This is a genomic window from Hyalangium sp. (genome assembly GCF_045802625.1).
Lineage (GTDB): Bacteria > Myxococcota > Myxococcia > Myxococcales > Myxococcaceae > Hyalangium.
In genome coordinates, this window is the sequence record NZ_JBJMQP010000018.1 from 21,383 (window position 1) to 46,697 (window position 25,315).

Annotated in this window: 17 protein-coding genes; 12 read left to right on the top strand and 5 right to left on the bottom strand. The window is 70.0% G+C overall.

Going from position 1 to position 25,315, the window contains the following annotated elements; genetic code table 11:
* Nucleotides 1-6 precede the first annotated feature (6 nt).
* On the bottom strand, nucleotides 7-2,355 hold the full coding sequence (locus ACJ8AT_RS03270; protein WP_407736059.1) for an AgmX/PglI C-terminal domain-containing protein: 2,349 nt from the start codon (nucleotides 2,353-2,355) through the stop codon (nucleotides 7-9).
* A 35-nt stretch (nucleotides 2,356-2,390) separates the two neighbouring features.
* The gene (locus ACJ8AT_RS03275; RefSeq protein WP_407736060.1) at nucleotides 2,391-2,798 is read right to left on the bottom strand and encodes a hypothetical protein; all 408 of its coding nucleotides are present in this window, start codon (nucleotides 2,796-2,798) and stop codon (nucleotides 2,391-2,393) included.
* Nucleotides 2,799-3,003: 205 nt separating this feature from the next.
* Here ACJ8AT_RS03275 and ACJ8AT_RS03280 point away from each other — a divergent pair, with 205 nt between their 5' ends.
* The 4 genes from ACJ8AT_RS03280 (at nucleotide 3,004) to ACJ8AT_RS03295 (ending at nucleotide 9,251) form a co-directional block, all read left to right on the top strand.
* Nucleotides 3,004-5,301 carry an MtsA protein gene (locus ACJ8AT_RS03280; protein WP_407736061.1) on the top strand — a complete coding sequence of 766 codons (2,298 nt, stop codon included), beginning with the start codon at nucleotides 3,004-3,006 and terminating at the stop codon, nucleotides 5,299-5,301.
* A 126-nt stretch (nucleotides 5,302-5,427) separates the two neighbouring features.
* On the top strand, nucleotides 5,428-6,168 hold the full coding sequence (locus ACJ8AT_RS03285) for a sulfite exporter TauE/SafE family protein (protein WP_407736062.1): 741 nt from the start codon (nucleotides 5,428-5,430) through the stop codon (nucleotides 6,166-6,168).
* A 99-nt stretch (nucleotides 6,169-6,267) separates the two neighbouring features.
* Nucleotides 6,268-6,600 carry a PadR family transcriptional regulator gene (locus ACJ8AT_RS03290; protein WP_407736063.1) on the top strand — a complete coding sequence of 111 codons (333 nt, stop codon included), beginning with the start codon at nucleotides 6,268-6,270 and terminating at the stop codon, nucleotides 6,598-6,600.
* Nucleotides 6,597-9,251 carry an ADOP family duplicated permease gene (locus ACJ8AT_RS03295; RefSeq protein ID WP_407736064.1) on the top strand — a complete coding sequence of 885 codons (2,655 nt, stop codon included), beginning with the start codon at nucleotides 6,597-6,599 and terminating at the stop codon, nucleotides 9,249-9,251. The genes ACJ8AT_RS03290 and ACJ8AT_RS03295 overlap by 4 nt, the downstream gene beginning before the upstream one ends.
* Before the next feature lie 12 nt (nucleotides 9,252-9,263).
* Here the strand turns inward: ACJ8AT_RS03295 and ACJ8AT_RS03300 are convergent, their stop codons facing one another.
* Nucleotides 9,264-10,145 (bottom strand): hypothetical protein, encoded by an 882-nt coding sequence (locus ACJ8AT_RS03300; protein ID WP_407736065.1) that lies wholly within the window; start codon nucleotides 10,143-10,145, stop codon nucleotides 9,264-9,266.
* 304 nt (nucleotides 10,146-10,449) lie between these two features.
* Between ACJ8AT_RS03300 and ACJ8AT_RS03305 the strand changes: the two genes are divergently transcribed.
* From ACJ8AT_RS03305 to ACJ8AT_RS03330, 6 genes are all read left to right on the top strand, one after another.
* Complete coding sequence (locus ACJ8AT_RS03305; RefSeq protein WP_407736066.1) at nucleotides 10,450-13,560, top strand: ATP-binding protein; 3,111 nt, start codon at nucleotides 10,450-10,452, stop codon at nucleotides 13,558-13,560.
* Nucleotides 13,561-13,697: 137 nt separating this feature from the next.
* Nucleotides 13,698-15,302 (top strand): calcium-binding protein, encoded by a 1,605-nt coding sequence (locus ACJ8AT_RS03310; RefSeq protein ID WP_407736067.1) that lies wholly within the window; start codon nucleotides 13,698-13,700, stop codon nucleotides 15,300-15,302.
* A gap of 170 nt (nucleotides 15,303-15,472) precedes the next feature.
* On the top strand, nucleotides 15,473-16,807 hold the full coding sequence (gene mtsC / locus ACJ8AT_RS03315; RefSeq protein WP_407736068.1) for a cell-cell cohesion MYXO-CTERM protein MtsC: 1,335 nt from the start codon (nucleotides 15,473-15,475) through the stop codon (nucleotides 16,805-16,807).
* 36 nt (nucleotides 16,808-16,843) lie between these two features.
* Nucleotides 16,844-18,877, top strand: a complete 2,034-nt coding sequence (gene mtsD / locus ACJ8AT_RS03320; RefSeq protein WP_407736069.1) for a cell-cell cohesion protein MtsD — start codon at nucleotides 16,844-16,846, stop codon at nucleotides 18,875-18,877.
* Nucleotides 18,874-20,664, top strand: coding sequence for a VWA domain-containing protein (locus ACJ8AT_RS03325; RefSeq protein WP_407736070.1), 1,791 nt, complete (start codon nucleotides 18,874-18,876; stop codon nucleotides 20,662-20,664). The genes mtsD and ACJ8AT_RS03325 overlap by 4 nt, the downstream gene beginning before the upstream one ends.
* A gap of 62 nt (nucleotides 20,665-20,726) precedes the next feature.
* Nucleotides 20,727-23,006, top strand: coding sequence for a cell-cell cohesion protein MtsF (locus tag ACJ8AT_RS03330; RefSeq protein ID WP_407736071.1), 2,280 nt, complete (start codon nucleotides 20,727-20,729; stop codon nucleotides 23,004-23,006).
* A 54-nt stretch (nucleotides 23,007-23,060) separates the two neighbouring features.
* On the opposite strand, the gene ACJ8AT_RS03335 is transcribed toward ACJ8AT_RS03330, so the two are convergent.
* Nucleotides 23,061-23,528, bottom strand: a complete 468-nt coding sequence (locus ACJ8AT_RS03335; RefSeq protein ID WP_407736072.1) for a hypothetical protein — start codon at nucleotides 23,526-23,528, stop codon at nucleotides 23,061-23,063.
* Nucleotides 23,529-23,598: 70 nt separating this feature from the next.
* Here ACJ8AT_RS03335 and ACJ8AT_RS03340 point away from each other — a divergent pair, with 70 nt between their 5' ends.
* Together ACJ8AT_RS03340 and ACJ8AT_RS03345 are read left to right on the top strand one after the other, a co-directional pair.
* A complete protein-coding gene (locus ACJ8AT_RS03340) occupies nucleotides 23,599-24,069 on the top strand; it encodes a hypothetical protein (RefSeq protein ID WP_407736073.1) in 471 nt (156 codons plus the stop codon).
* Between the two features lie 60 nt (nucleotides 24,070-24,129).
* Nucleotides 24,130-24,444 carry a hypothetical protein gene (locus tag ACJ8AT_RS03345; protein WP_407736074.1) on the top strand — a complete coding sequence of 105 codons (315 nt, stop codon included), beginning with the start codon at nucleotides 24,130-24,132 and terminating at the stop codon, nucleotides 24,442-24,444.
* Between the two features lie 118 nt (nucleotides 24,445-24,562).
* On the opposite strand, the gene ACJ8AT_RS03350 is transcribed toward ACJ8AT_RS03345, so the two are convergent.
* Nucleotides 24,563-25,315, bottom strand: a 753-nt coding sequence (locus ACJ8AT_RS03350; RefSeq protein WP_407736075.1) for a hypothetical protein, incomplete at its 5' end; no start/stop codon positions are given.

A 25,315-nucleotide genomic window follows, 5' to 3' on the forward strand; every position in this document is an offset into this window, starting at 1 on the left:
CCCGCGTCAGTAACCGACCGAGTTGAAGATGAACGGGTAGCTGATGACGACGACGCCCCCCTTGGGAGCGGGGAAGTTCCACTTCTTCAGGCTGCTGAGGATACAGGCCTCCACGGAGCCGTTACGCAGGGTGGAGGACTTGGTCTTGGCCGCCACCACGCTGCCGCTGCCGCCGATGGTCCACTCGAGCACCACCTTGCCGGCCAGGCCAGTATCCTTGAGCAGGGCGCGCTCGTAGCAGCCGTACACCTCCTGGAGGTGGCTGTTGATGACCTTGGCCACGGCCTCACGGTCGATGCTGCCCTGCGTCGCGGAGACGCTGTGCGAGGTGGCCTTGGTCACCACGCCGCCCACCTGCCCCTTGCCCACGCCGCCCGCGCCGAGCGCGCCAATGCCGCCGCCGCCCTTGCCGCGCAGCAGCTCCGCGCCGAGCGTGGCGCCGCCGCCCTTGCCTCCACCGCCCAGGCCGAAGGTGCCCAGGCCCGCGTTGGCGATGGGCGCCTTTCCAATCAGGCCCGACAGCTTGTAGTTGGACGTCTTCACGTTCTTGCTGCCGGGGCCGCTGCCCAGCTTGTCCACCGCCGCGAGCACGTCATTGGTGGCGGGGCCGGCCGCGGACAGCTTGGCCAGGGCCTTGAGGGCCTTGGACTCGGGCGGAGGCGGAGCGACCTCCTCCTTCTTGGGCGGAGGCGTCCTCTCCACGGGCTTGGGCCGCTCGACCACCTTCTCCGGAGGCTTCTCGGCCTTCTTCTCGGGCTTGGCCCGCTCCCGGATGGCCTCGAGCTTCTTCCGGGCCTCCTCCTTCTTCTTCGGCTCCGGCGCCAGCAGGCGCAGGGCGACGGGCGGGAGGTTCTTCTGCTGGAAGTCTGGAGACTCGGGCAGCTGCGGCTTCAGCACGACGAAGGCGCCAAAGCCCGCGCCGAAGAGGAAGAAGCAGAACAGCGCCAGCCACGGCAGGCCCGAGAGCGGGTTGATGAACGCCTTCTCGGGCTTGGGCGCGGCGTAGGCCACCAGCGACATCTGCCCCTGGCTCAGCCGGGCGGCGGTGCCGTCGCGCAGGGTGATGAAGCGGCGGGTGCCATCGGCCTCGAGCGCGGTGAGCTGCACGGGCTGGTAGCGCCCGCCCGAGTTGGCCTTCTCCACCGCGGAGCCGGGCGGCACATAGAGGCGGTAGGCGCCGTTGAGGGCCTCGGCGAGCGTGAAGCCCTCCTCGGGCAGGGCGAAGCCCCACAGCGGCATGCCGGCCTGCTCGTCCGCGGCGGCCTTGAGGGGCTCCTTGCCTCCGCCGAAACGGCGCGCTTCGCGGCGGACGCCTCCCCAGTACAGCTCCAGGTAGAGCTGGGCCGCGCCCTTGCCGGGGCCCAGCTTCGGGGCGTGAGCCGGACGAGGCGGATCCGGCAGCTCGGTGGCGGCGGCATGCGCCTCACGCGGCGCGGCCTTCATGGCGGGGGCTGGGGCCTGACGCGGCGCGGGCCTCGGGGCGGGAGCCTTGCGCGGCGCCTCCTGCACCACCAGGGGCTCCGGCTCGGTGGGCAGAGGCGCCTCGGGGGGCAGAATGTCCCCGAAGAGCTCATCCGCGAGCTGGATGCTGGGCCCGTCATCCTGTGCCGGCATCACATCCTGGGTGGCGCGGCGGCGCGCGGAGGGCACCGTGTTGGCGGGCATGGCCTGAGGCGGCGGCGCGGGCATCACCGCGGGCTCGGGCATGGGCCGCTGGGCGTGGGCAACCGCGGGGCCTCCCCGGGAAGCGGCCGGGCCTCGGGGCTGGGCGGGCTGGGCGATCGGAACGACGGCGGCCTGGGGCGCGGCGCCTCGCTGCACGCTCTGAGGCGTGTAGGCGGTGGGGACCGTGGCGGCCAGCTGCTCTCTGGACGGAGCCGCCTGGACGGAGGGCATCCCCGCCGCGGAGGGGCGCGCGGGCATCGTCGCCTGAGGCGCGGGCCGGATGGGGCGGACGGCGGCCTGGGGCTGCGGCGCGGCGGGCTGCGGCGCGCCTCCGAGCAGGGCCGCCACCTCGGGCGACGGGGGCGGCTTCTCGGCGGGCTTCTGCGAGAGCACGCGCGTCTTCAGCACGAAGGGGCCGCAGAGCACCTCGTCCACGGAGCGGATCTCGCACGCGGTGACGCGGTGGCCGTTGACGTAGACGCCCTGCTGGGAGCCGGCGTCCTGGATGGCCGCGCGCCCGTTCTGGAAGTACAGCAGGGCGTGGCGCGGTTCGATGGACGCATCATCCAGCAGCAGGTCCGAGGACGGATCCGAGCCGATGGCGTAGGTACCCGGGACGAAGACCTCCGTGCCGACGAGCAATCCGTCGCGGAGGATGACGACCTGGAGGACGGAGGGCTGAGCGCTCACGAGGACACTCCCTTTCGAGGGCGGTGGGCCAGACCCTATTGGTCGTAGACGGTGGAGAGGGTTTCGGAGCGGAAGCTTTCCCGCTCCTTGATCATCGACCGCGTCTTCAGCTCCTTGCGATCGTACAGGTAGACCGCGCCAGACTTGTTGGTCTGGCCCTGGATGAGGCGGTCATCGAAGTCGATGCGCGCGGGGCCGCGGCTGGGAGGCGCCGCCGAGGCGGAGGCGCCGGACGAGGACTCGCCGGTGACGGGATCCGCCGTCGTGGCGGGGCCTGCCTTCGACTCGAACTGGGGGATGGACTTCGCGCCAGGGGTCTTCTTGGCCTTGCCCTTGGTGGACGCGGCGCGTGACGGACGTGCTCCGGCCTCCGAGCTGAGGAGCGGAAGCGGAGCGATGCCAAGGAGGCTGGCGACGAGAGGAACGAGGAGGAGACGTCGCATCGGAGTTCCAGGTTAAGCGATGTTTGTACCGCTCTGTCAACGCAGGCCCTGTGGGGGTTCCACTCGGGGCGGACGCGCGGTGTGGGGATCCGCCCACCCCACCTGGGGGATCTCCCCTACATTGGGGCTGATCTCTCGGGCAGGAGGGGATGGGCTCGGCGGAAAGGTAGAGTCCTGTTCCTCCTCCTTGGGATTCGTAACATCCATGAAACGCACCTTCGCAGTGGTGGCGGCGTTGGCCCTATGCCTGGGCGCGGTGGCGATCTTCGTCTCGCGCGCTCGCGAGCCGTCGGCGCCTCACCCCGGGGAGCCCGCCCGGCCCGCCGCGCGACTGCAAGCGGTGGGGCCGCACCTGACGAGCAACCAGACCTCGCAGCCGCTGGCGGTGTACGGCGAAGGGCTGGAGCCAGGGATGCGCCTGACGCTGGGGCCGCCGGTGTCGCGCGAGCTGCCGCTGAAGGTGGTGGACGCGCGGCATGCGTACACGCGGCTGCCGGCGGACGTGGTGCTGCCGCCGGAGCTGCCGCAGGCGAGCGCGAGGGTGCGGCTGGTGGCGCCTCCAGGGAGCGCAGCGCCCGAGGGCGAGGTACGCCTGGACGTGGTGAACGACGCGGCGTTCCCGGATCTGTTCGCGCTGGCGCTCTCGCCGGATGGGCGCACGGCCTTCATCGCCTCGCCGCCGACGGACACGGTGTTCGCGCTGGAGGTGGGCTCGGGGAAGGTGACGGCGCTGGCGGCGGCGGACGGGCCGAGCGCACTGGCCACATATAAGGACGCGGCAGGCCGGCCGTGGCTCGCGGTGGCGCACCGCTTCAGCCCTGAGCTGCGCTTGTACGCTCTGGACACACCTGGGAGCGCTCCGAGGGTGCTGCCAGCGCCCGCGGGGGCGATGGGGCTGGCGGTGGACGCGCGAGGAGAGGTGGCGTTCGTCGCCGAGCAGGTGCGGGACACGGTGCGAGCGGTGTCGCTGGTGGATGGGAAGGAGCGGTGGTCGGCGGAGGTGGATCCGAACCCGTCGGTGCTCGCGCCGTGGAAGGAGCTGCTCGCGGTGGGGTGCATGCAGACGGGGCAGGTGGAGCTGCTGCGGCAGTCGGATGGTGGGCGGGTGTCGACGCTGGTGCCGAAGCCGGGAGTGTCCATCGTCGGAGGAGGGACGGAGCGCTTCTCGAAGCAGGTGATGGGAGGCAAGGAGCCGCGCGGGCTGGTGGCCAGCGAGCGGCTGGGGCGCCTCTTCGTCTCGAGCTTGGGGCCCAACGTGGGGCCCAACGCCGAGCGGATGGAGGTGAGCGCCAACGGTGGAGTAGGGGTGCTGGATCCGGCACATGGCGAGATGGTGCGCCACCGGGGCTTCGGGGCGGGGGTGACGGAGGGGATGGCGCTGGATGAGAGCGCGGGGCTGCTCTACGCGGCGGACATCGGGCTGGGGCTGGTGCGAGTGCTGGACGCGCGCAAGCTGGTGGAGAGCGACGCGGGCGCGGGTAAGGCGGTGCTCCAGGAGTTGCCCATGCCGCTGCCGGAGAACACGCCCCGGGCGCGCCCGGACGAGGACTACGGCAAGGAGGGCCGGGCGGGAGTGGAGCTGCACTCGGGGCCGCGCTCGCTGGCGCTGGCGCCGGATGGACATACCCTCTACGTGCTCAACCGGCACACGGGCACGGTGGCGGTGGTGGATGTGACGCAGGCGCGCTCGGGCCAGGCGCGCGTGGTGCGCCAGCTGCCGGTGACGGAGATGCGCACACAGGCCAAGCGGCGGCTGGGGCAGGTCCTCTACTACGCGGACATGGGCCGCACGGCGATGAGCTGCGACGCCTGCCACGTGGAGGGCCACACGGGCGGAGTCTTCTTCGAGAAGACGAAGCCGATGCGCATCTACCGCTCCTCCACGGTGCGAGGCAGCCGGGACACGCCGCCGTACTTCACTCCGGCGAGCACGCACAGCATCGCGGAGACGATCAAGACAGTGGGAGCGCGCAACCGCTTCCAGAACCCGAAGCTCACGGACGAGGAGGTGGAGGCCCTGACGCTCTACACCTCGCTGGTGCCGACGTTGCCCAACCCCTTCCGAGGCGAGGACGGTGCGCCGCCGGAGACGTTGACGCTGCCGGATGGGCGCACGGGGCGGCCCGCGGAGGGCAGGGCGCTCTTCGAGGGCAAGGGCGGCTGCGTGGCGTGTCACCCGGCGCCGCTCTACACGTTGGATCAGGATCCGCAGACTCGCGGCAAGTACCTCGACGTGGGCACCCCTATCGCGCTGCCGCTGCGCCTGGATCAGCAAGAGCTGCTGCTCGGCGCGGCGCCCCCGGCGCTCATCGGAGCCTGGGACATCTGGCCCATGCTCACCAGTGGGGCCGCGGGCTTCGAGGTCCAGGCAGACCGGCTCACCGTAGGCACGCGCTTCCCACTGCGGGCCGTGATCGAGAGCGCCGGACCCAAGCACGGCAATGCCCAGGCCCTCACGCCCCAGGAGCGGGACGACCTGCTCTCCTTCCTGCTCACGCTGTAGGCCTGGCTCATTAGGAGATCCGATGGCATCACCACAGCCTTCGGATTGCGCGAAGGCTGACTCCGCCTCTTCCGCATTGTTGCTGCGTACCGGCAGGGTCAAGCTCGCGGGATGAGCCATGCGATCTTGCTGCTGAGCGCGGGATTCCTGGCGGGCGCGATGAACGCCATTGCCGGGGGCGGCTCCTTCGTCACGCTGCCGGCGCTCGTCCTCGTGGGCCTGCCTTCGGTCGCGGCGAACGCATCCAGCACCGTGGCGCTCTTCCCGGCGAGCCTCGCCAGCAGTTGGGCCTATCGCCGCGACCTCTCCAACCTCGGCACGGTCTCGCTCCGAACCCTGCTGCCGGTGAGCCTGGTGGGCGGCGCCGTGGGCGCGGTGCTGCTGCTCGCCACACCGTCGGCGCTGTTCGATGAACTCCTCCCCTGGTTGCTGCTCCTGGCGACGCTCGCCTTCGCCTTTGGCCAGAGGGCTGGGCTGGCGCTGCGTCGTTTCCTCCGCATCGGGCCGGTGCCGTTCCTCTTGGCGCAGTTCCTGCTCGCGGTCTACGGCGGCTACTTCGGCGGAGCCGTGGGCATCATGATGATGGCGACGTGGAGCCTGTTGAGCACCGTCGATGTCAAAGCCATGAACCCGGCCAAGACGGTGCTCGTGGCCGCGGCCAACGCCGTCGCGGTGCTCTGCTTCATCGCCGCGCGAGAGGTGTGGTGGACGGAGACGCTCGTCACGCTGGTTGCCGCGGCGCTGGGGGGCTATGCCGGAGCGCGCCTCGCACGCCGCCTGGATCCGCGCTGGCTCCGCCACGGTATCCTTCTGCTCACCGTGGCGATGACCGTGGCCTTCTTCCTCCGCGCTGCATGGCGCCGGTAGGCCACCTCCGCATGTGGCCGGCCTGCTCCCCGTCCGGCCCGCCCCCTTGACACCTTAGGGGAGCCACGCGACACTCCCCTCGACACCTGAGGGGAGAGCATGGCGGATCGCTCGCTGGAGCTGCTGCAGGGCACGCTGGACATGTTGATTCTCAAGAGCCTGTCGTGGGGCCCGCTGCACGGGTACGCGGTGGCCGAGTCCGTGCGGGAGCGCAGCGGGCAGGAGCTGAAGGTGGAGGAGGGGGCGCTCTACCCGGCGCTGCACCGGCTGGAGAAGCGCGGCCTGCTGGAGGCGGAGTGGGGCGTGTCGGAGAACAACCGGCGGGCCAAGTTCTACCGGCTCACCACCGAGGGCCGTGTCCAGCTCCGCGCCGAGACGCAGGCGTGGAAGCGCTACTCGGCCGCCGTGTCCCGGGTGTTGGAGGCGCTGTGAGCACGCCCCCGCGCCCGCTGGGTTTCAAGCGCCTGTTGAAGCTCGCCGTGCGGCCTCGCGCGGTGGAGCAGGACGTGGACGAGGAGCTGCACTTCCACCTGGAGATGCGCGCCGCGACGCTCGAGCGGGAGGGCCTGTCCCCCGCCGAGGCCCGAGCCGCCGCCGAGCGCGAGTTCGGCGATGTCACCCGCGTGCGCGAGGAGTGCGTGCGCATTGGACACGAGCGGGAGCGGGAGATGAGGCGCAGCTTGCTGTGGGACGCGCTGGTGCAGGACGTGCGCTACGCGGTGCGGATGCTCCGGCGCGCCCCGGGCTTCACGCTGGTGGCGGTGCTCACCCTGGCGCTGGGCATCGGCGCCACCACCGCCATCTTCAGCGTGGTGCGAGGCGTGCTGCTGCGGCCGCTGCCCTTCGCCGCCCCCCAGCGGCTGGTGCGCGTGTGGCAGGCCAGCCCCTCGCAGAGCCTCGAGCGGGGCACCCTCTCTCCGCTGGACTTCGAGGACTGGAAGGCCCGCCAGCGCTCCTTCGAGGACATGGGCTCCTGGTGGTACGTGGAGGGCATGTCGGGGTCGGACCTGAGCGGTGACGGCGAGCCCCAGCGGGTGCCCACGGCCTTCGTGAGCGACGGCTTCTTCTCCACCCTCGGCGTGGCTCCGAGGCTGGGGCACGTGCTGCTCCCCGAGGATCACCACCCGGGCCATGACACGGTGGTGGTGATCAGCCACGGCCTGTGGCAGCGCCGCTTCGGCGGAGATCCCTCCGTGCTCGGCCGCACCCTGACGCTCGACGGGGTGCCGCACACGGTGGTGGGGGTGATGCCTCCGGCCTTCGCCTTCCCCTCCGAGCGGGTGGACCTGTGGATCTCCCAGTCCCGCATTGCCGAGGACTCCATTCCGAGGCTGCGCCAGGTGCGCTGGGTGTCCGGGGTGGGGCGCCTGAAGCCTGGAGTGTCCCTGGAGTCGGTGCGCTCGGAGCTGAACGGCCTGGCCAGGCAGCTGGCGGACGAGTACCCGGCCACCAACCTCCAGTTCACCGGGGCCACGGTGCTGCCGCTGCACGAGGCGTTGACGGGGGACGTGCGGGTGGGGCTGCTGGTGCTGCTCGGCGCGGTGGGCTTCCTGCTGCTCATCGCCTGCGTCAACGTGGCCAACCTGATGCTGACGCGCTCCACCGCTCGCGAGCGCGAGCTGGCGGTGCGGGCCGCCATGGGCGCCGGGCCGGGGAGGCTGGTGGGGCAGTTGCTCACCGAGAGCCTCGTGCTCGCGCTGCTGGGCGGGGCGCTCGGGCTCATGGTGGCGGTGTGGGGCACCGAGCTGCTCCTGGCCTTCTCCGTGAAGCAGCTGCCTCGGCTTCAGGAGGTGCGGGTGGATGGGGCGGTGCTCGTCTTCGCCCTGGGAGCCACGCTCTTCACCGGGGTGCTGTTCGGGTTGATGCCGGCGCTGCGCGCGGGCTCGCCCCGGCTCGCGCCCGTGCTCAGGTCCGGCCGGAGCCTGGTGGGTGGGGGCGGGGCGCGGCTGCGCGGCGCGCTGGTGGTGACCGAGGTGGCGCTCGCCGTGGTGCTGGCGGCCGGGGCGGGGCTCGCCGTCCGCAGCCTCGTGTCGCTGCTCTCGGTGGATCCGGGCTTCCGTCCCCAGGGCGCGGTGGTGGTGAGCTTCTCCGCCTCCGGGCGGCACCCGACGAACAAGTACATCGGCGAGGTGCTCGAGCGCGTGCGCGCGGTGCCCGGGGTGCAGGTGGCCGGCACGGCGAAGAACCTCCCCCTGGAGGGCTCGGGCGAGCCCTATCCCGTGCTCCTCGCGGACCAGCCGCTGGTGACCGAAGCGGATGCACCTCGCGCGAACTTCCTGCACGTGAGCAATGACTACTTCCGCGTCATGGGGATTCCCCTGCTGCGCGGCCGCGCCTTCACCCTCCAGGACACGGACAAGGCCCCCTCCGTGCTGGTGGTCAACGAGGCCTTCGCCCGCCGCTTCTTCCCGGGCGAGGACGCCGTGGGCAAGGTCTTCCAGGGAGGGGACGTCATCGTCGGAGTGGTGGGAGATGTGCGCCAGGAGAGCCTCGCCGAGCCCGCTCCGCCCATGGCCTACATCCACGTGCTGCAGAACGGCCGCAGCAATGTGAACCTGGTGGTGCGCGGCGAGGGCGCTCCGTTGCAGCTCGCCGCCGCCGTCCGGCAGGCCATCTGGTCGGTGAACCCCGAGCAGACCATCACCCGCATCACCACGCTCGAGGAGGTGGTGGGCGAGTCGGTGTCCCGCCCCCGGCTGATTACCGCGCTGCTGGGCCTGTTCGCCGTCCTGGCGCTGGTGCTCGGCGCGGTGGGCATCTACGGCGTGCTGGCCTACACGGTGGGCCAGCGGCAGCGGGAGATCGGCGTGCGGCTGGCGCTCGGGGCGCGTCCGCAAGAGGTGCTGCGCATGGTGCTCAAGAGCGGCATGGGGCTGGCGGGCACCGGCGTGGCTCTGGGCATGGCCGGCGCGCTCATCCTCTCGCGGGTGATGAGCAGCATCCTCTACGGGGTGGCGCCGCATGATCCGCTCACCTTCGGCGCGGTCGCGGTGCTGCTGCTGGGAGTGGCGCTGGTGGCGTGCCTGGTGCCCGCCCGGCGCGCCATGCGGGTGGATCCCGCCGTCACCCTCCGCGCCGAGTAGGGGCCGGAGGTGCTACTCGCAGGGGCCGCAGTCGCTCAGGCAGCTATTGGCCTGGGTGCCTGTGCCACAGCTCTCGGTGAACTGGCACACCCCGTCACCGCAGGTGTAGACGTCCTGGGTGCGCACGCGCGTGGTGAGCGGCAGGTAGGTCCGGCCGTTGTACGTGCACTGCGTGTAGAACAGCCCCGACGGGTCCAGCGTGCACAGCGTGTCGCAGCTCTCGACGTGAGAAATGGGCGCGCACTCGGAGACCAGGACGCCCTCGCTCGAGGTGAAGCCGCAGGCGCGCGGGCTGCTCTCGCCTTCCGTCAGGGCCGCGCCGTCCCCACCCGCGAAGATGCCCTCACCCGTGAAGAGGTTGCCGAAGAAGCACGCCTCGCGCCGCGAGAAGGTCTGCACCTCCTCGGAGGTGTAGGGGATGGGCTCCTGCTGCGCGGTGCGCCCCAGCACCGAGAGCGGCACATGCAGCCCGTACTTGTTCACGTGGGCCGCCAGGCACGCGGACACCAGCTGCTGCTCCGGCTCGGAGATGTGCTGGCCATTGGCCCAGTCCGGAGCCAGCCCGAACTCGCCCTCCCACGTGTAGGAGGTGCCCGAGGACTGCTCCTGGTAGCTCAGGGACGAGCCCGTGGGCAGCGAGCACCGCACTACGTACTTCATCAACATGGAGTTCACCTCCGCGTTCTGGACGAGCCAGTTCGAGAAGTCCGAGGTCCCCAGGCCGTTCATCGTGAGGCCATTCATCGTGAGGCCGTTCATCGTGAGGCCGTTCATCGTGAGGCCATTCATCGTGAGGCCGTTCATCGTGAGGCCGTTCATCGTGAGGCCGTTCTCACCCTGCAACTCCTGCGCATGGGTACTGGGGGCGTTGGCGGGTGCGGATACATCTTCCATTGGCCCACAAGCTACGGTGCTCGTTAGCAGCACCAGGGTGGTCACCGCGCTGATGCTCCCAGTGTGAGTGACTCGCTTCGCAAGGTTTTCCATGATCTGTTCCCCTCCAGGGTTCGTAGGTCCTGTCCAACGAATGCGCGTATCCAACCAAAGGGGTCTGACAAAACAGCTGGGACGCACAGATCCGCTGGGGTGGCAAGACGGGCTCCCCGAGCCGCCCAGGGCCTGAGCCCCAGGGGAGACGTCACCCGGGGGCGTCACAATGCGGTTGCTCGCGAGCGCCCATGGAGGGAGGAAGGTTCCCATGCCCCTGCGTACCCTGCTCCCCGCCGGTGACTCTCAGGGGAGCCCCCACTCCCCCGGTTTGCCCCAGGCCCCTACGGGCACGGTGGTGTTCGTCTTCACGGATGTGCAGAGCTCCACCGTGCTGTGGGAGCAATGCGGCGACGCCATGCAGGAGGCCTTGGATGTGCACAACCGCGTGCTACGCGCGAGGTTGGCCACCACCTCGGGCTATGAGGTGAAGACCCAGGGGGACTCCTTCATGGTGGCCTTCTCCTCCGCGGCGGAGGCGGTGCGCTGGTGTCTGGAGGCGCAGGAGGCCCTGCTGCAAGCGCCCTGGCCCGCCGGTGTGCTGGCCCACCCGCAGGCGGAGGAGGAGCGGGGGCCTCAGGGGCGCGCGCTGCACCGGGGGCTGCGCGTCCGCATGGGCGTGCACCTGGGACAGGCCGAGTGCCGCGTCGACGAGCGCACCGGCCGGGCGGACTACTTCGGCCGCACGGTGAACGTGGCGGCGCGCGTGGCCAACGCGGGCCATGGCGGCCAGGTGCTGCTGAGCGGCGTGGCCTGGGCCGAGGTGGCGCAGCAGCTGGAGGCGCTCGGCCAGCCGGCGGTGCGGGCCCTGGGGGAGTTCCGGCTCAAGGGCATCGAGGAACCTGTCACGTTGGTCGAGGTGCTGCCCGCCTCCCTGGCGGATCGGCGCTTCAAGCCCCCGCGGGCCATCGAGGAGCGGCACGGCAACCTGCCCTCCGTCACCGGCGCGCTGGTGGGCCGCAAGGAGGAACTGGCGGCCCTGGGGCAGCGCTTCCAGGAGGGGGCGCGGCTGGTCACCATCCTCGGGCCCGGCGGCATGGGCAAGACGCGCCTGGCCACCCACTTCGGCAGCACCCTGCTGAACTCGCAGCAGCGCTGGAGAGGAGGCGTGTGGCTGTGCGTGCTGACCGAGGCCACCACCGCCGGAGACATCTGCCACGTCGTCGGCCAGGCGCTCGAGGTGGATCTCACCCATGGCGGCGAGGAGGGAGAGCCCGCCGAGCAGATTGGCCGCGCGCTGGCGGGGCGGGGACAGGTGCTGCTGATCCTCGACAACGTGGAGCACCTCATGCGCCATGCGTCGGCCACCCTGGGCCGGTGGATGGCGCTGGCTCCCGAGACGCGCTTCCTCATCACCTCGCGCGAGGCCACGCGCCTGCCCGGCGAGTGGGTGCTGGATCTGGCGCCGCTGGGGCTGCCCGCGGATGACGAGACGTCCCTGGAGGCCATCTCCCGCGCGGACGCGGTGCGCCTGTTCGTGCAGCGCGCCCAGGCGGCCCAGGGGCACTTCGCGCTCACGGCCGAGGAGGCTCCGCTGGTGTCCGAGATCGTCCGCCGCCTGGAGGGCATCGCGCTGGCCATCGAGCTGGCCGCGGCGCGCACCCCGGTGATGGGGGTGGCCCAGATTCGCGAGCGGTTGTCGCGCCGCTTCGAGCTGCTGCGGGCCGGCCGCCGGGATGACTCGGCACGGCAGGCCACGCTGCGGGGCGCCATCGACTGGAGCTGGAACCTGCTGGAGCCCGCCGAGCGCCAGGCCCTGGCCCAGTGCTCGGTGTTTCGTGGCGGCTTCACCCTGGAGGCGGCCGAGGCGGTGCTGGCGCTCCCCCCGGACAGCCCGGACGTGCTGGAGGTGATCCAATCGCTGCGCGGCAAGTCGCTGCTGCGCACCGCGCCCACGGGAGACCTTGCGGGAGAGCGGCGCCTGGCCCTGTACGAGAGCGTGCGCGAGTACGCCTCGGAGCGGCTGGCGGAGCCCGGCGCGGAGGCTCCGGTGGTGGCGCGGCATGCGAGCTTCTTCCTGGAGCATGCTCGCAGGCTCACCCGCATGTTGCACGGCAGCAGCGGCATCGAGGCGCTGCGCCGGATGTCGGCGGAGCGCGAGAACCTCTTGGCCGTGTGTGATCACGCCTTGGCCGAGCGCCCCGCGACGCCGGAGTCCGTGGCGCGAGCGCTGGGCGGGCTGATCGCGCTCGAGCCGGACGTGACGGCGCATGGGCCGATGGAGCTCACGCTCGAGCGGCTGGACCGGGCCCTGGAGCTGGCCGCGAGCCTCCCCGTGGACGCGCGGCTGCGCGCCGAGGCCCTCGCGGTGCGCGGCCGGGCCTCGCTGGAGCTGGGCCGGCTGGCCGCCGCGCGCAAGGATCTCGAGGAGGCGCGCACGGCCTTCCACGCGCTGGGCGTGGGGGCGCCGCAGAAGCGGGCGCTGGTGGAGCTGTCCATGGTGGCTCGCCACGAGGGGGACACGAACTCGGCGTGGGCCCTGGTGGCGGTGGCCCAGGCGCTGCCTTCGGGTGGGGAGCGCTGGCTGGATGGCTACGCGGTGGGTAACCTCGGCCTCGTCGAGCTGTCTCGCAGCGGCGCCTCGGCGGCCGTGCCCCACCTGCGTGCGGCACTCGATGTGTTCCGGGGGCTGGGCGACAGCACCTTCGAGTTGGTCTTCCTCATCAACTACGCCTTCGCCATTGGAGAGCTGGGGCGGACGCGGGAGGCCGTGGCGCTCTTGGAGGAGGCGCTGAACAAGTCCACTCAGGTGGGCAACCGCTTCGGCCATGCCATCGCCCAGGTGAACATCGGGTGTCTGCTGCTGGAGGAGAACCGGGCCGCGGAGGCGGCCGGACACCTGGAGGCGGCCGTACCCATTGGCCGACAGCTCGGCAGCCGCGTCCTGGAGGCATGTGCGCGCGGCGAACTGGGCCGTGCCTACCTGGGGCTGGGCGTCCCGGAGAAGGCGCAGCTTCACCTGCGGGAAGCCGTGGCAAGTCTGGCCGAGGTGTCTCGAAGGCACATGCTGCGCTTCTCCGCCCACCTCGCCGCGGTGCACGCGGTGCTCGGCCAGACCCGGGCGGCCCAGGAGGACTTCCTCTCACTAGAGGCCACCTCCGAGGTGCGCGAGGATCCCGTGTTGAGGGAGCTGGTGTCCCTGCTTCGCGCCACGGTGGACCTCGCGGCGGCGCGGGCGGAGCCTCCCTCCGAGCCGATAGAGCAGGGCGTGGCGGCGGCGCGGCAGCGGCTGGAGCGGGCCCGGCGCGCTCCCTCGGCGGCAGCCTCGTCCGATCTGCGTGCCTCGCTGCGGTGGCTGGAGCAGTGGCTGCCGCCGTGCTGAATCAGGCGACGCCGTCCCGCGGCGCTGGCGGAGGTGGAAGATTCCTCCAACGCGAAATCCCGGCAGTGATCCGCGCTCGCACCCGGAGCGGAGAGCTTGAAAGTCTCCGGCGGCCTGGGGTCTACAATGGGGCGTTGATGCGCTCCCTCCCGAAGCTGCTCTGGCTCCTCGTCCCGTTGGTGCTGCTCTCGTGCTCCGATGCGGGCCTCTACGCACTCGATGGCCGCGGCCCCAGCGGCAAGGACCGCGTGGACTACTCGGGCCAGGTCTGCATCCCCCTGGCCAGCGGGGATGCCTTCCCCGTGAAAGTCGTCTTCGCCCTCGCGGGCGGGCAGAACGTGGATACGCAGGTGGTGGGCTACGCCACCGATGCGCTCGGCACGCTCAGCAGCCGCTTCTCCGGCCCCTTCATCACCTTCTCCCTGGTGGCCTTCCACACCGTGGCCACCGGCATCCAGGGCAGCTTCGCCGACGCCTCCACCTTCCAGGCCGCCCTGGCCCGGTACGCCAGCTACCAGGAGACGGGGCCCATGAGCATCCGCTCCGCGCTCCGGCTCTCCAAGAGCATCCTCTCCGGCGACATGCAGACGTCCTGCCGCGGCGCCGTGGGCCGCACCCGCTACATCGTCGTCCTCGTCATCACCGAGGCGGACCTGAGCTGTGACAACCCCGCCTTCAACGTGGGCATCGACTCGCGCTGCGCCGCGCTCACTCCCGTCTCCGGCGCCGCGGCCTGCAGCCAGTGCGAGCTGACCGAAGTCACCGGCGAGCTCAAGGCCCTGGTCCAGCAGTACAGCGCGGGCGAGGTGGTGGTGCAGCCCATCTACGTGCGCTCCGTGCCGGACGACACCACGCGCCTGCAGGTGGCCGCCATCGCCAACGCCGGCGGCACCGAGGCCATCGAGACCGACCCCGAGGGCCTGCGCGACACCCTCTCCACCCTCAACTACGCCTCGCTCCAGACGTCGCTCGTGCTCAAGCGCTTCCTGGCCTTCAACCGCAACGTGCAGGTGCGCGATGGGCGGATCCTCGTGGACAGCGACGGCGACGGCGTGTCCGACGAGGACGAGCAGAAGCTGGGCTTGGATCCGCTCCAGGCGGACACGGACGGAGACGGGCTCATGGACGGCATCGAGCTGCGCATGGGGCTGGATCCCCTCACCGTCAACATCATCAACGGGTGCAACGCCTCGCTGGACGATGACGGCGACCGGCTCAACACCTGCGAGGAGCGGGTGCTCGGCACCGACCCGTGCATGGGTGACACCGACGCGGACGGGCTGCCGGACCTGGTGGAGGCGCTCAGCGGCACCAACCCGCTTGTCCCCGAGGATCTGCTGGACAGCGACCGCGATGGGGTCTCCAACGTCCAGGAGGTGCTGTCCCGGAGTGATCCGCTCAGCGCGGACCTCTCCTTCCAGGCCGAGCGCGCCTACGGCTACTCGCTTCAGCTGAGCGACAAGCCCACCCCGGACGGGCGCGCTTGCTACGACGTGCGCGCGGAGAACATCACCGTCGTACCCACCCTGGAGCACCCCCACCCGCTCTTCCCGGGAGTGAAGATCCCCGCGGGCCAGAACGACATCTACTTCTACATGCAGGTGGGCCGGGACAATGATCCGCGAGGCGCGGGCGTGGGCTCGCTCTTCATCGACGACAAGCTCCGCTACTCCGAGGACCAGGGCAAGCTCCCCGCCGGGCCCCGCAGCTTCAACTCGGACGACTTCATCCTCGGATTCTGATCCATCCCCCAGGTGAGGGGTGGACCCCTCGCCCTCGCTGGGGTCTTCCCCCCACACTCTCCTCGCTGCACTCCCGAGCTTTCGTGCAACCCGCTGAATTTCCTGAACGTTGGTATCGGACACTTCGCGGATCGGCTCTTGCTAGGAGAGCGCTCTCGAAAGGAGTCGTCATGACACGCAACCGCCTTGCCCCAGTTCTCGCTCTCGGGGCGCTGTTCATCCTCACCTCGCTGCCCGCCCAGGCGCAGACGCCCACCCCCGACGCCGTCAACCCGGAGTGCCTCGGCAGCAGCTGCGGCCGGCCCAAGGAGGAGGGCGGTGGCTGTGGCTGCGGTTGTGGCTGCTCCGTGTGGGTGGCCTACACGGATGACGGCGTGACGCTGTCGTACACCGATGACGCCGACGGTGACGGCAAGGCGGATGACAGGGACAACTGCCCCTTCGCCTCCAACCGCGACCAGGCGGACACGGACGGCGATGGCGTGGGCGATGTCTGCGACAACTGCGCGGCGGTCTCCAACTTCCAGCAGCGCGACGCGGACGGCGATGGCCTCGGCGATGACTGCGATCCCGACGCGGACAATGACGGCGTGGCCAATGGGCAGGACAACTGCCCCCTGGTGCCCAACAAGGACCAGAGCAACCTGGACGGCGACACGCAGGGTGACGTGTGCGACCTGGACGATGACAACGACGGCGTGCCGGACGGCCAGGACAACTGCCCGCGCCTCGCCAACTCGGACCAGCAGATGCCGACCAACGCCAGCCAGTGCCGCGTGGACCGGGACGGCGACAACATCTCCGATGACCGCGACAACTGCCCGGCTATTGCCAACCCGAACCAGGATGATGCGGACCGTGACGGCCTGGGGGATGTATGCGACGCGGACATCGACAATGACGGCGTGCTGAACACGGGCCCGGACGGCCAGCCCCTGGACAACTGCCCGAAGGTGGCCAACCGGGACCAGGCGGATGACGACGGTGACGGCAAGGGCGATGCCTGCGACGAGCTGTACTGCGTCGTGGTGGACAAGAGCCACCCGGACGACTGCCTCAATCCGAAGAACCCCTTCACTGTCTCGGGCGGTGGCCAGCTGAGCCTGAAGAAGGGAGAGCAGGTGCGCCTGCCCCTGTTCGCCAACCGCAACGGCGCCGCCATCGAGTACACTTGGACGGTGAAGTCGCGCCCCGCGGGCTCCAAGGCCGTGGTGGAGAACCCCAAGGGCGCCGTGACGAACAGCCGTCACTGGGAGTACGCCTATGTGGATGGCTCTGTCCCCTCGTTCACCGCGGACGCGGACGGCGACTACGAGATCCAAGTCCAGGCGAAGCTGGCCTTCGCGGACCGTGCGTACCCGGAGCAGCGCGAGTCCGTCTCCAGCCTCAAGCTGGCGGTGGGCAACAACGCCAGCAGCTGCGCGACGGTGCCGGGCTCGGCGGGCGGGGTGGCGCTGGGCGCCGTGCTGCTCGGCATGCTGCTGCGCCGCCGCCGGACGGAGTAGAGTCCTCTCCACATGCTTCGCAGGAGGTCCGTTTCCATGCACCTGAACGCCCGGATGCTGATGGCTGCGGGCCTCCTGGCCGCCACCCTGGCGGCCTGTACCGACACGCTGGTGGAGCCGCTCACCCAGGAGCAGTCGCTGCTGGATGACCGGCTCACCCTCAAGGGACATGTCTGCACCGCGCCGCCCAACCCCTCCGGGTTCCCGGTGAAGGTGGTGCTCGTCATCGACGAGTCCGGCAGCATGTGCGTGTCGGATCCGCCCGGCTCGCAGGAGGGCAGCGGCTTCTGCGAGTCCGCGGGAGTGGCTCAGGGCAACACCGAGCCGGCGCGCGTGCGCGCCCTGCGCAAGCTGGTGGACCAGTTCCGCAACCAGCCCAACGTGCAGATGTCCGTGGTGCCGTTCGAGACCAACGTGAAGAACGTGTGGCCGCCGGCCGCCACCGGCGACCGCTTCGCCCGGCCGGACAGCACACTGGACACGTACATTGGCGCTCTGCAGAACCAGCTCGGCAAGGGCACCGACTACCAGGGGGCGCTCTCGTACGCCTATAGCCTGATCGCCAGCGACATCACCGCGCTGTCGTCGAGCAACCCCGAGGTGCTGCCGCGCACCCGCTACGTGGTGGTCTTCCTCACCGACGGTACCCCGTACCCGCGCTGCTCGGCCAACGACAACCTCTCGGTCTACGCGGACCCGGACAACCCGGACCTGACGTGGGCGGACTCGTACCACGCCGAGGAGTTCTGCAACTTGTTGGATCCGGAGTCGACCGACAACATCAACGGCTTCGAGCCCGGCACGGACCGCAACCAGAACTATCAGCTCTTCAGCTACGTGCGCCGGGTAATGGAGCTGAAGGACCAGTACAACGTGGGCGACATCCGCATGCACACCGTGCTGCTCTTCAACCAGCAGGCGGTGCAGCAGTGCGGCCTCATCTGCCAGGACCTGTACGGCGCCTACCCGAACGTGGACCCCAGCCAGTACCCCCAGGCGGCCAAGAAGATCGCCTCGTGGCTGCTGCAGCGCTTCGCGGAGATAGGCAACGGCGTGTACCAGGAGTTCAACGACACGGCCGAGATCAGCAACATGGGCCTGGGCGCGCTGGACTACTCGTCCTTCGCCTCGCCCAATGTGATCAAAACGCTGATGGTGCAGTCGCTCACCTCCGTTCCGGGAGAGAAGGGGCGCGAGGTGGACTCCGACGGGGACGGGTTGCCGGACTCGGCGGACAACACCTTCACCCTGCAGACCAATGCGTATACCGCGGACAGCGATGGGGACTGCCTGGACGATGGCTTCGAGGCGCGCCGGGCGGACCAGGGCTTCAAGCCCGCCAATGATCTGGATGCGCGCGGGTGCGATCCGCAGTCGCCGCTGACGCAGGGCTGCGTGTGCCGCGACACGGATGGAGACGGCCTGTCGCAGTTCGCCGAGTCCTACCTGGGCACGCGCACCGGTATCGTCGACAGCGACGGGGACGGCATGCCGGACGCCATCGAGGCGCGCTACGGGCTGGATCCGCGCACGCCGAACGTGTCGGGCATCGACACGGACGGGGACGGCATTCCGGACGCCAAGGAGCTGCTCGCCGGGAGCGATCCCACGCGGCGGGACAAGGACTTCTACGAGCGCTACGGCTACCAGTACTCGGTGACGGTCACCCACTATCAGGACGACATCGACAAATGCAGTGACTGCACCTGCTATGACTTCACCATCTCCAACCTGCAGCTGGTGACGCCGCCCAACCGTTCGGGCGAGCAGCAGGGCTACAACCTCTTCAAGGTGTGGTTCGCCGAGGCGCCCGAGAGCGGCGTGGCCACCGACTACGGCGTGTGGCACGCGGCCTGTGCGTGGGCCCAGTACGCGCCGCCCAGCCTGCGAACGCCCCTCGGCGCCGAGCTGCCCCTCGTGTACACCCAGCAGGATCAGGCCCGGAGGAAGCACAATGTAGGAGACGACGTCTTCTACAGCCCGCGGCTCCTCACCACGGCGAGCCAGTACGCGAAGAACTGCGTGGGCTATGAGCCGGGGACCTCACCGCCGCCGGAGGCAACGCCGTGAATCGAAGGGCAGGACTGGTGGCGGTGGTGGTGGTGGCCGTGGTCGCAATCGTCGCAGCGTGCTCGGACGCCTACCTCTATGACGAGCGGCGGGACGAGCAGGTGCCGGTGGATCGCGCGGTGGCCTTCGAGGGCAGCTTCTGCACCGTGGGCACCAACGAGGTGATCCGCCCCATCAAGATCGTCGTCGCCATGGATGCCAGCCAGTCCATGGTGGTGACGGATCCGGATGGCACCCGGGCCACCGCGCTGATTGAGCTCATCAACACCCTGCCGACGGACCCCGAGGTCTACATCGCGGTGGTGCTCTTCGCGGGCAGCACCACGGCGTACCTCACCAAGGACGCGAACGGGCAGGACGGCTTCTCGCAGGTGGCGAGCCTGACGGACATCCAGAAGGACACGCTCACCCGGACGCTGCTCAACTTCCGCAACCCCAGCAACGCGCCAGACCGGGACTCGACGGACTTCGTCAAGCCGCTGGCGGACATCTACTCGCTCATCAACGGGGACATCGCCAAGAGCCGGCTGGCGCCCAATGGGGCCCAGGCGCTGGCCCAGGCGCGCTACTCGGTCATCTTCCTGTCGGACGGCCACCCCACCAACAACCAGGATGACGAGCTGCTCCAGGGCGACGCCGTGGTGCGCGTGCGCCAGCTGCGCGACCTGGTGGAGGATGTCACGGTCAACACCGTGCACGTCTTCAACCCCTCGCAGCCGGTGAGCTCGGTGTGTGACTTGTCCGGGGACGGGGGCTGCCCGCTGCTCATCATCAACCAGGACGCGGACCGCCTGGAGAAGATGTCGCAGCTGGGCGGCGGCAACTTCCGGGACTTCCGCAACAACGAGCCCATCAACTTCCTGGACTTCAGCTTCGGCCAGGTGCGCCGCGCCTTCGTCGTCAAGGAGCTGATCGCCTCCAACTTCAGCGCGCCGCCCGGCAGCCCGGCGGACCTGGCGGACACGGACGGGGATGGGCTCACGGACGCCGAGGAGCTCCTGGCGGGGACCGATCCCAACAAGGTCGACACGGACGGGGACGGCTTCAGCGATGGCGTGGAGAAGCGCTTCTTCGCTCAGGGCGCGGACTTCCACTTCCCGGGGCAGCCGCTGGACGACGGAGGGTTCATGGATCCGGGCTGTCCGCCGCCGCTGCGCGCCGTGGACAGCGACTGTGATGGGCTGCTGGACTGCGACGAGCAGTTCATTGGCACCAACGCCCACCTGGTGGACAGCGATCGAGACGGCGTGCCGGATGGCGTGGAGTGGCGGGGCGGCACCCAGGGCTCGAGCAATGATCTGGATCAGGATCCGGACCGGGACGGGCTCTCCAGCCGCATGGAGCTGCGCCTGCACACCAACCCGGTGGACGTGGACACCTCGCACCTGTCCGTGGACGGCTACCGCTACTCCATGCAGGCGGTGGGCCCGCCGGATGACGCCGGCCGCCAGTGCTACGACTTCCGCGTGGACAACGTGCTGCTGGCGCCCACCATCCTGGAGGTCTCGGATGCGGGCGTGGACGCGGGCCTGCCCGTGGGCCGGCCCGAGGACGGCGGCCTGCCCGTGCTGCGCGGCGCGGGCTACAACGATCTCTGGCTCTCCGTGGCGATGATCCCCGCGGACGATCCCACCGCTCGCACCATCACCCGCTTCTATCGCTACCAAGCCGCGCGCTACCCCATTGGCGGAATCAAATCCCCCGTGGATGGTGTCATCCGCGTGCGCCCGGAGGACTTCCTCTCCTCGTGCCCTGGTGACCCGAACGCCCCCCCTCCGGCTCCCTGAGCCGCGCCAGGAATCGGAACCCCTCACGGCCCCGGTTTGACCGGGGCACCCGAGCCCCCACCATGTCCAGACTCGCCCGCCTGCTCCCGCTTGCGTCCCTCCTGGTCCTCGCCGCCTGCCCCGGTGGCGGCAGCACCGAACCGGACGCGGGGGATGGTCTCCCGCCGGACCTGTGCAACAGCAAGGATGAGGCCCTCACCCTGCCGGATTGCCAGCTCACCCTGGGCCAGCAGGTGGAGCGCTACATCTCCTTCGCGGGGGACCAGGACTGGTACAGCGTGCAGATCCCCGCCACCGCGAACGCGCGCACGCTGGTGCGCGTCACCGCGGGCTACCTGGCGTCCAGCACCGCGGTGAACCTCTCGGTGAACCTGCAGCGCTCGGATGGCACCCAGGGCTCGCTGAAGACCCAGGTGGACGCGCATGGCCAGGGGGCTCCCAAGCCGGTGGAGATCATCCTTCCGTTCTCCGAGCCCAACGCACGCCTGCTGCTGCTGCTGGAGGACAAGCCCGCCATCGCCAACCACCCTCAGTTCGATGCGCGCTCGCCCTACTTCTTGAAGGTGGAGGTGCTGGACAACCCGGACCTCAACGAGCCCAACGACACGCAGGCCCAGGCCACGCCCCTCACGCTGTCTCAGGGCCCCATCCAGGCGGCCACCAGCAGCGGCTACCTGGCCACCACCGATGACGTGGACCGGTTCACCTTCAACCTGGCCGCCAACAAGGTGGCCTATGTGCACCTGTTCGCCGAGGAGCTGCGGCCGCCTCCGCCGTACCGGCTCTCGTACAAGCTGCTGCGCCCGGATGGCACCGCCGAGGCCGAGGGCCAGGTGGCCAACGCCACCATCGCCACGGACCTGGCCACCGCGCGCAAGGTGAAGAGCGCCGGCACCTGGACCGTGGTGGTGCAGGGCTATCGGCCCGCGGGAAACACCGACCCCATCGAGGGCAGCCTGCTGCTGAAGTACAACCTGGACGTGCGGGTGATGGATGAGCAGGACCCGCAGGACACCAACGGGGACAACGACATCATCGATCGGGCGCTGGTGCGGACGATCGGCGGCGCCCCGGGCAGCTCCACCGCGTTCTCGGGCCGCATCGGCTCGGTGCCGGACCCGGACTGGTACGGCGTGGACGTGCCGGCCTCGGCCCAGCCCACGGTGCTGTACTTCCACCTGACGCAGGGCTCCGGCGGTGGCCGCTTCCCGCCGCTGCCCGGCCTGGTGGACCGTGAGGTGCGTGTCTTCTCCCAGGTGACGGCGGGGGCCACGGTGGCGGACCGGCGGCAGAGCTGCAAGACGGACAAGACGGCCTGTCCCAAGGGCTACGGCGAGGTGCCCACGGCGCAGACGCTGGTGGAGGCCTACTGCAACAACTCCCAGCCGGAGCCGCTGTGCCTCTACGCCTCGCGCGAGGAGGAGCCGGTGAACTTCCCCAACCTGCACAACTTCGAGGGCGCCATCCCCGTGCCGCCGCACAGCGGCACGGCGCGCTACTACTTCCTCGTGCAGGACGAGAGCAACAACTGGGCGGACGACAAGGACTACAACCTGGAGGTGACGTGGCTGGCGGACACGGATGACGCCAATCGCTACGCCTCGGGCGTGGAGCAGCCCTCCACGGCGACGCTCGCGAGCGATCCCTCCGCGAGCACCTTCCCCGCGCCGCCCAACACGGCCACGCAGCTCACCGGCGAGCTCAACTACGGCTTCGGCCGCCTGCAGCCCGCCGATCGCCTCACCGGCAAGGGGCTGCGGGGCCCCACGGACTATGACGCTGTCCCCTCCGACGTGGACAGCTTCATCCTCAACCTGCCCACGGGGCTGCCGGATCCGCAGGATCGCACCTGGGAGGTGCAGTGGACGGTGGAGAACCTGGCGGACGGCGGCCTGCCGCATGGGCTGGCGTTGGACCTCACCTTCTGTGATGGGAAGGATGGCGGCAGCACCTGCACGCCGGTGAGCACGGGCAGCCAGGGCGCGCCGCTGACGCTGGCCTTCCGGCCGGATCCGCTGCGGGCGTGGTACTCGCCCTCCGGCTCGCTCAGCGGGCTGCAGCCGCTCTACTCGAAGAAGGTGGTCGCCGGTAACCCCAGCTCCACCGTCTTCACCGTGCTGCCCTACGCCTGCTCCTGCCTGGAGCCTCGCTTCATCAAGGGCGGCACCCTGCGCGTGGACGTCTCTGGCACCGAGCGGACGTCCTACGATCGCGTGGGCTACTCCGTGAGCACCGCCTACACGAACTACCCGCTGAATTACTCGGTGGATGGCGGGACCAAGACGTGCCCGGCGCCGCCGCTGGATGGGGGCGCGGGCTGCAAGTTCACGCTTCAGCCGTGACCGGAGCGAGGGCAGGCCGGGAGGGGCCCGCCCTCTCTTCCGGAGCTGGGCGGACTACGGGCTCGGGGGCGGCTTGACGCCCTTGCCGGACAGGGGGATGTCCTTGGACTGGGTGAGGTTCTGGTCGTTCGGGTCTTTGTTGTAATAGAGGGTGAACTTGCCCGTGTACACCTGCTCCTTGGTGGGCTGGAACTGAGCCTGGATGGTGGTGTGCTCGCGGCTCTGGAGCGTGAGCGCCTTGCCGTCGGTGAGCTCCGGGGGAAGCTGCAGGGTGAACTCGGCGGGGGTGGCGGAGTCGAGGACGACCTTGAGCATCAGGGGCTGGTCTCCGCGGTTTTCGATGTAGAGCGCGTTGAGCGGGGCCGTCCCGATATAGGTGCCGCTGCCGAACTCCTGGCCGAAGCCCAGCGACTCGCGATCCAAGAAGAGGAAGGGGCCCTTCTCCAGCTTCACGTCATCCCCCCCTCCACATCTGGCCAGGGCCAGGAGGATGATGGGGAACCACAGGTGGCGCAGACGCATCGTCGTTGACTCCCAGGGTGAGGGTTTGAAGATGGTTCGGTTTGTAACAGTGTACCGAAGAAGCGCCCAAGTGATCGCACGGGCCGCGCTGGTGCTGGGGCTTGGAGCGGGTTGCGGGGGAGGGCGCTCGGATTTCATCGGCGCCCGGGCGAAGGACACCTGCGACGCGCAGTGGCCGGTGTGCAGCAATGTGGCCGGCTGCATCCTGGGCCAGGAGAGCTACGTGGAGGGCCGGCTGCCGGGCCAGGGGCAGTTCATCGTCCAGCTGCCGGAGGCCTCCACGGTGCGGGTGCACTTCTACCTGGAGGAGGCGGTGGCGGCGGGGGAGGAGACGGTGGTGACGTTCTACGAGGAGGGGTGCCGCCAGCGCATCCGTCAGTCGGTGAACGGGAGGACGGCGCTGGACTCGGCGGAGAAGCTGGGTGAGTTCACCCGGGAGGCGGACCTCACCGGGGTGGGCGATCACCTGGTGGAGTTCGAGTCTGACATGCAGGCGCGTTATGTGCTGAAGGTGGAAGTCCAGCCACTGCGCAACCGCTAAACGGTGGGGAAAGAGGTAGGCTGACCCGCGCAGGTTTCTCTCAACCGAGCACCGACACACATGGCACAGGATCTCAACTCCCTGCTCAAGGCGCTCCAGGCGCTCAACACCGCGGCACAGCAGGGAAAGCTCACCCGCGAGCAGCTGGAGACAGAGGTGAAGCAGATGACCGTGGGCGTGAAGGAGGCCCTGGCCAACCTGGACAAGGAGCTCCCGCCGGAGGCCGCGGGGATGTCCGCGGTGATGGTGGACCTGTTCAGGACGCAGCTGGGGGTAATCCTCGAGGCCACGGGCCTCACCCTCGATGAGAGCGAGGAGATGCAGAAGCTCTCCGCGGAGCTGGAGATGATCAAGCGCGGCTACATCCGCAGCTGAGCGCCGGGGCTCCCGCTGGGGGAGCTCGCGCCGGGGCGGCTCCAGACGTACGACGGCCCGCCAACCGGGAGGCTGGCGGGCCGCTTCACTTCAGCGCCGAGTCAGAGACTCGAATCGCTCAGCTCGCGCTGGGGGGAACGATGCCGGTGTTGGTGCCGGTCGGGGGCGCGATGCCCGTGTTCGGGTTCTGGGTCTGGCCCTGGGTCTGGCTCTGCAGGGTCTTCATCAGGCCCTCGAGCTGCTCGATGATCTTCTTCAGGGTGTCCAGGATCTGCGAGATGGGATCCTTGGAGTCCGTCGCGTCCGCACCGTCCGCACCATCGGCGGACTGAGCGCCGTCAGCGCCACCCGCGGAGCCCGCGCCACCGGCGGACTGAGCGCCGTCGGCGCCGCCAGCGGCGTCAGCACCACCCGCGGAGCCCGCGCCACCGGCGGACTGAGCGCCGTCAGCGCCACCCGCGCCACCGCTGCCGCCCGTGGACTTGGAGGCGTCCGTGCCGCCCGCGCTCTTCGTGCCGTCCTGGGTCTCGTTCTTCTTGCCGAGCAGCTGCTCGAGCGTCTGGACGAACTGCTTCAGGCCGTCCACCAGCTTCTTGATGCTGTCCTCAGAGGTGGCCTTGCTGTCCTTGCCATCGGCCTTGTCGGCCTTGTCCGCGCCGCCCGCCTTGTCCGCGCCGTGGCCGTTGTGCGCGTGGTGACCCTTGTGCGCGCCGTGTGCGCCCTTCGCGCCGTCAAAGCCGCTCTGGCCCAGCAGCGCCTTGAAGAGGGGGTTGTTGCCCAGCTGCTGGAGCGCGCTCTGGAGATCCTTCAGCGCGTTCTGGGCATCACCGCCCACCGCAGGGGTAGAAGAGGTCTTGGTCTCAGTGCTGAC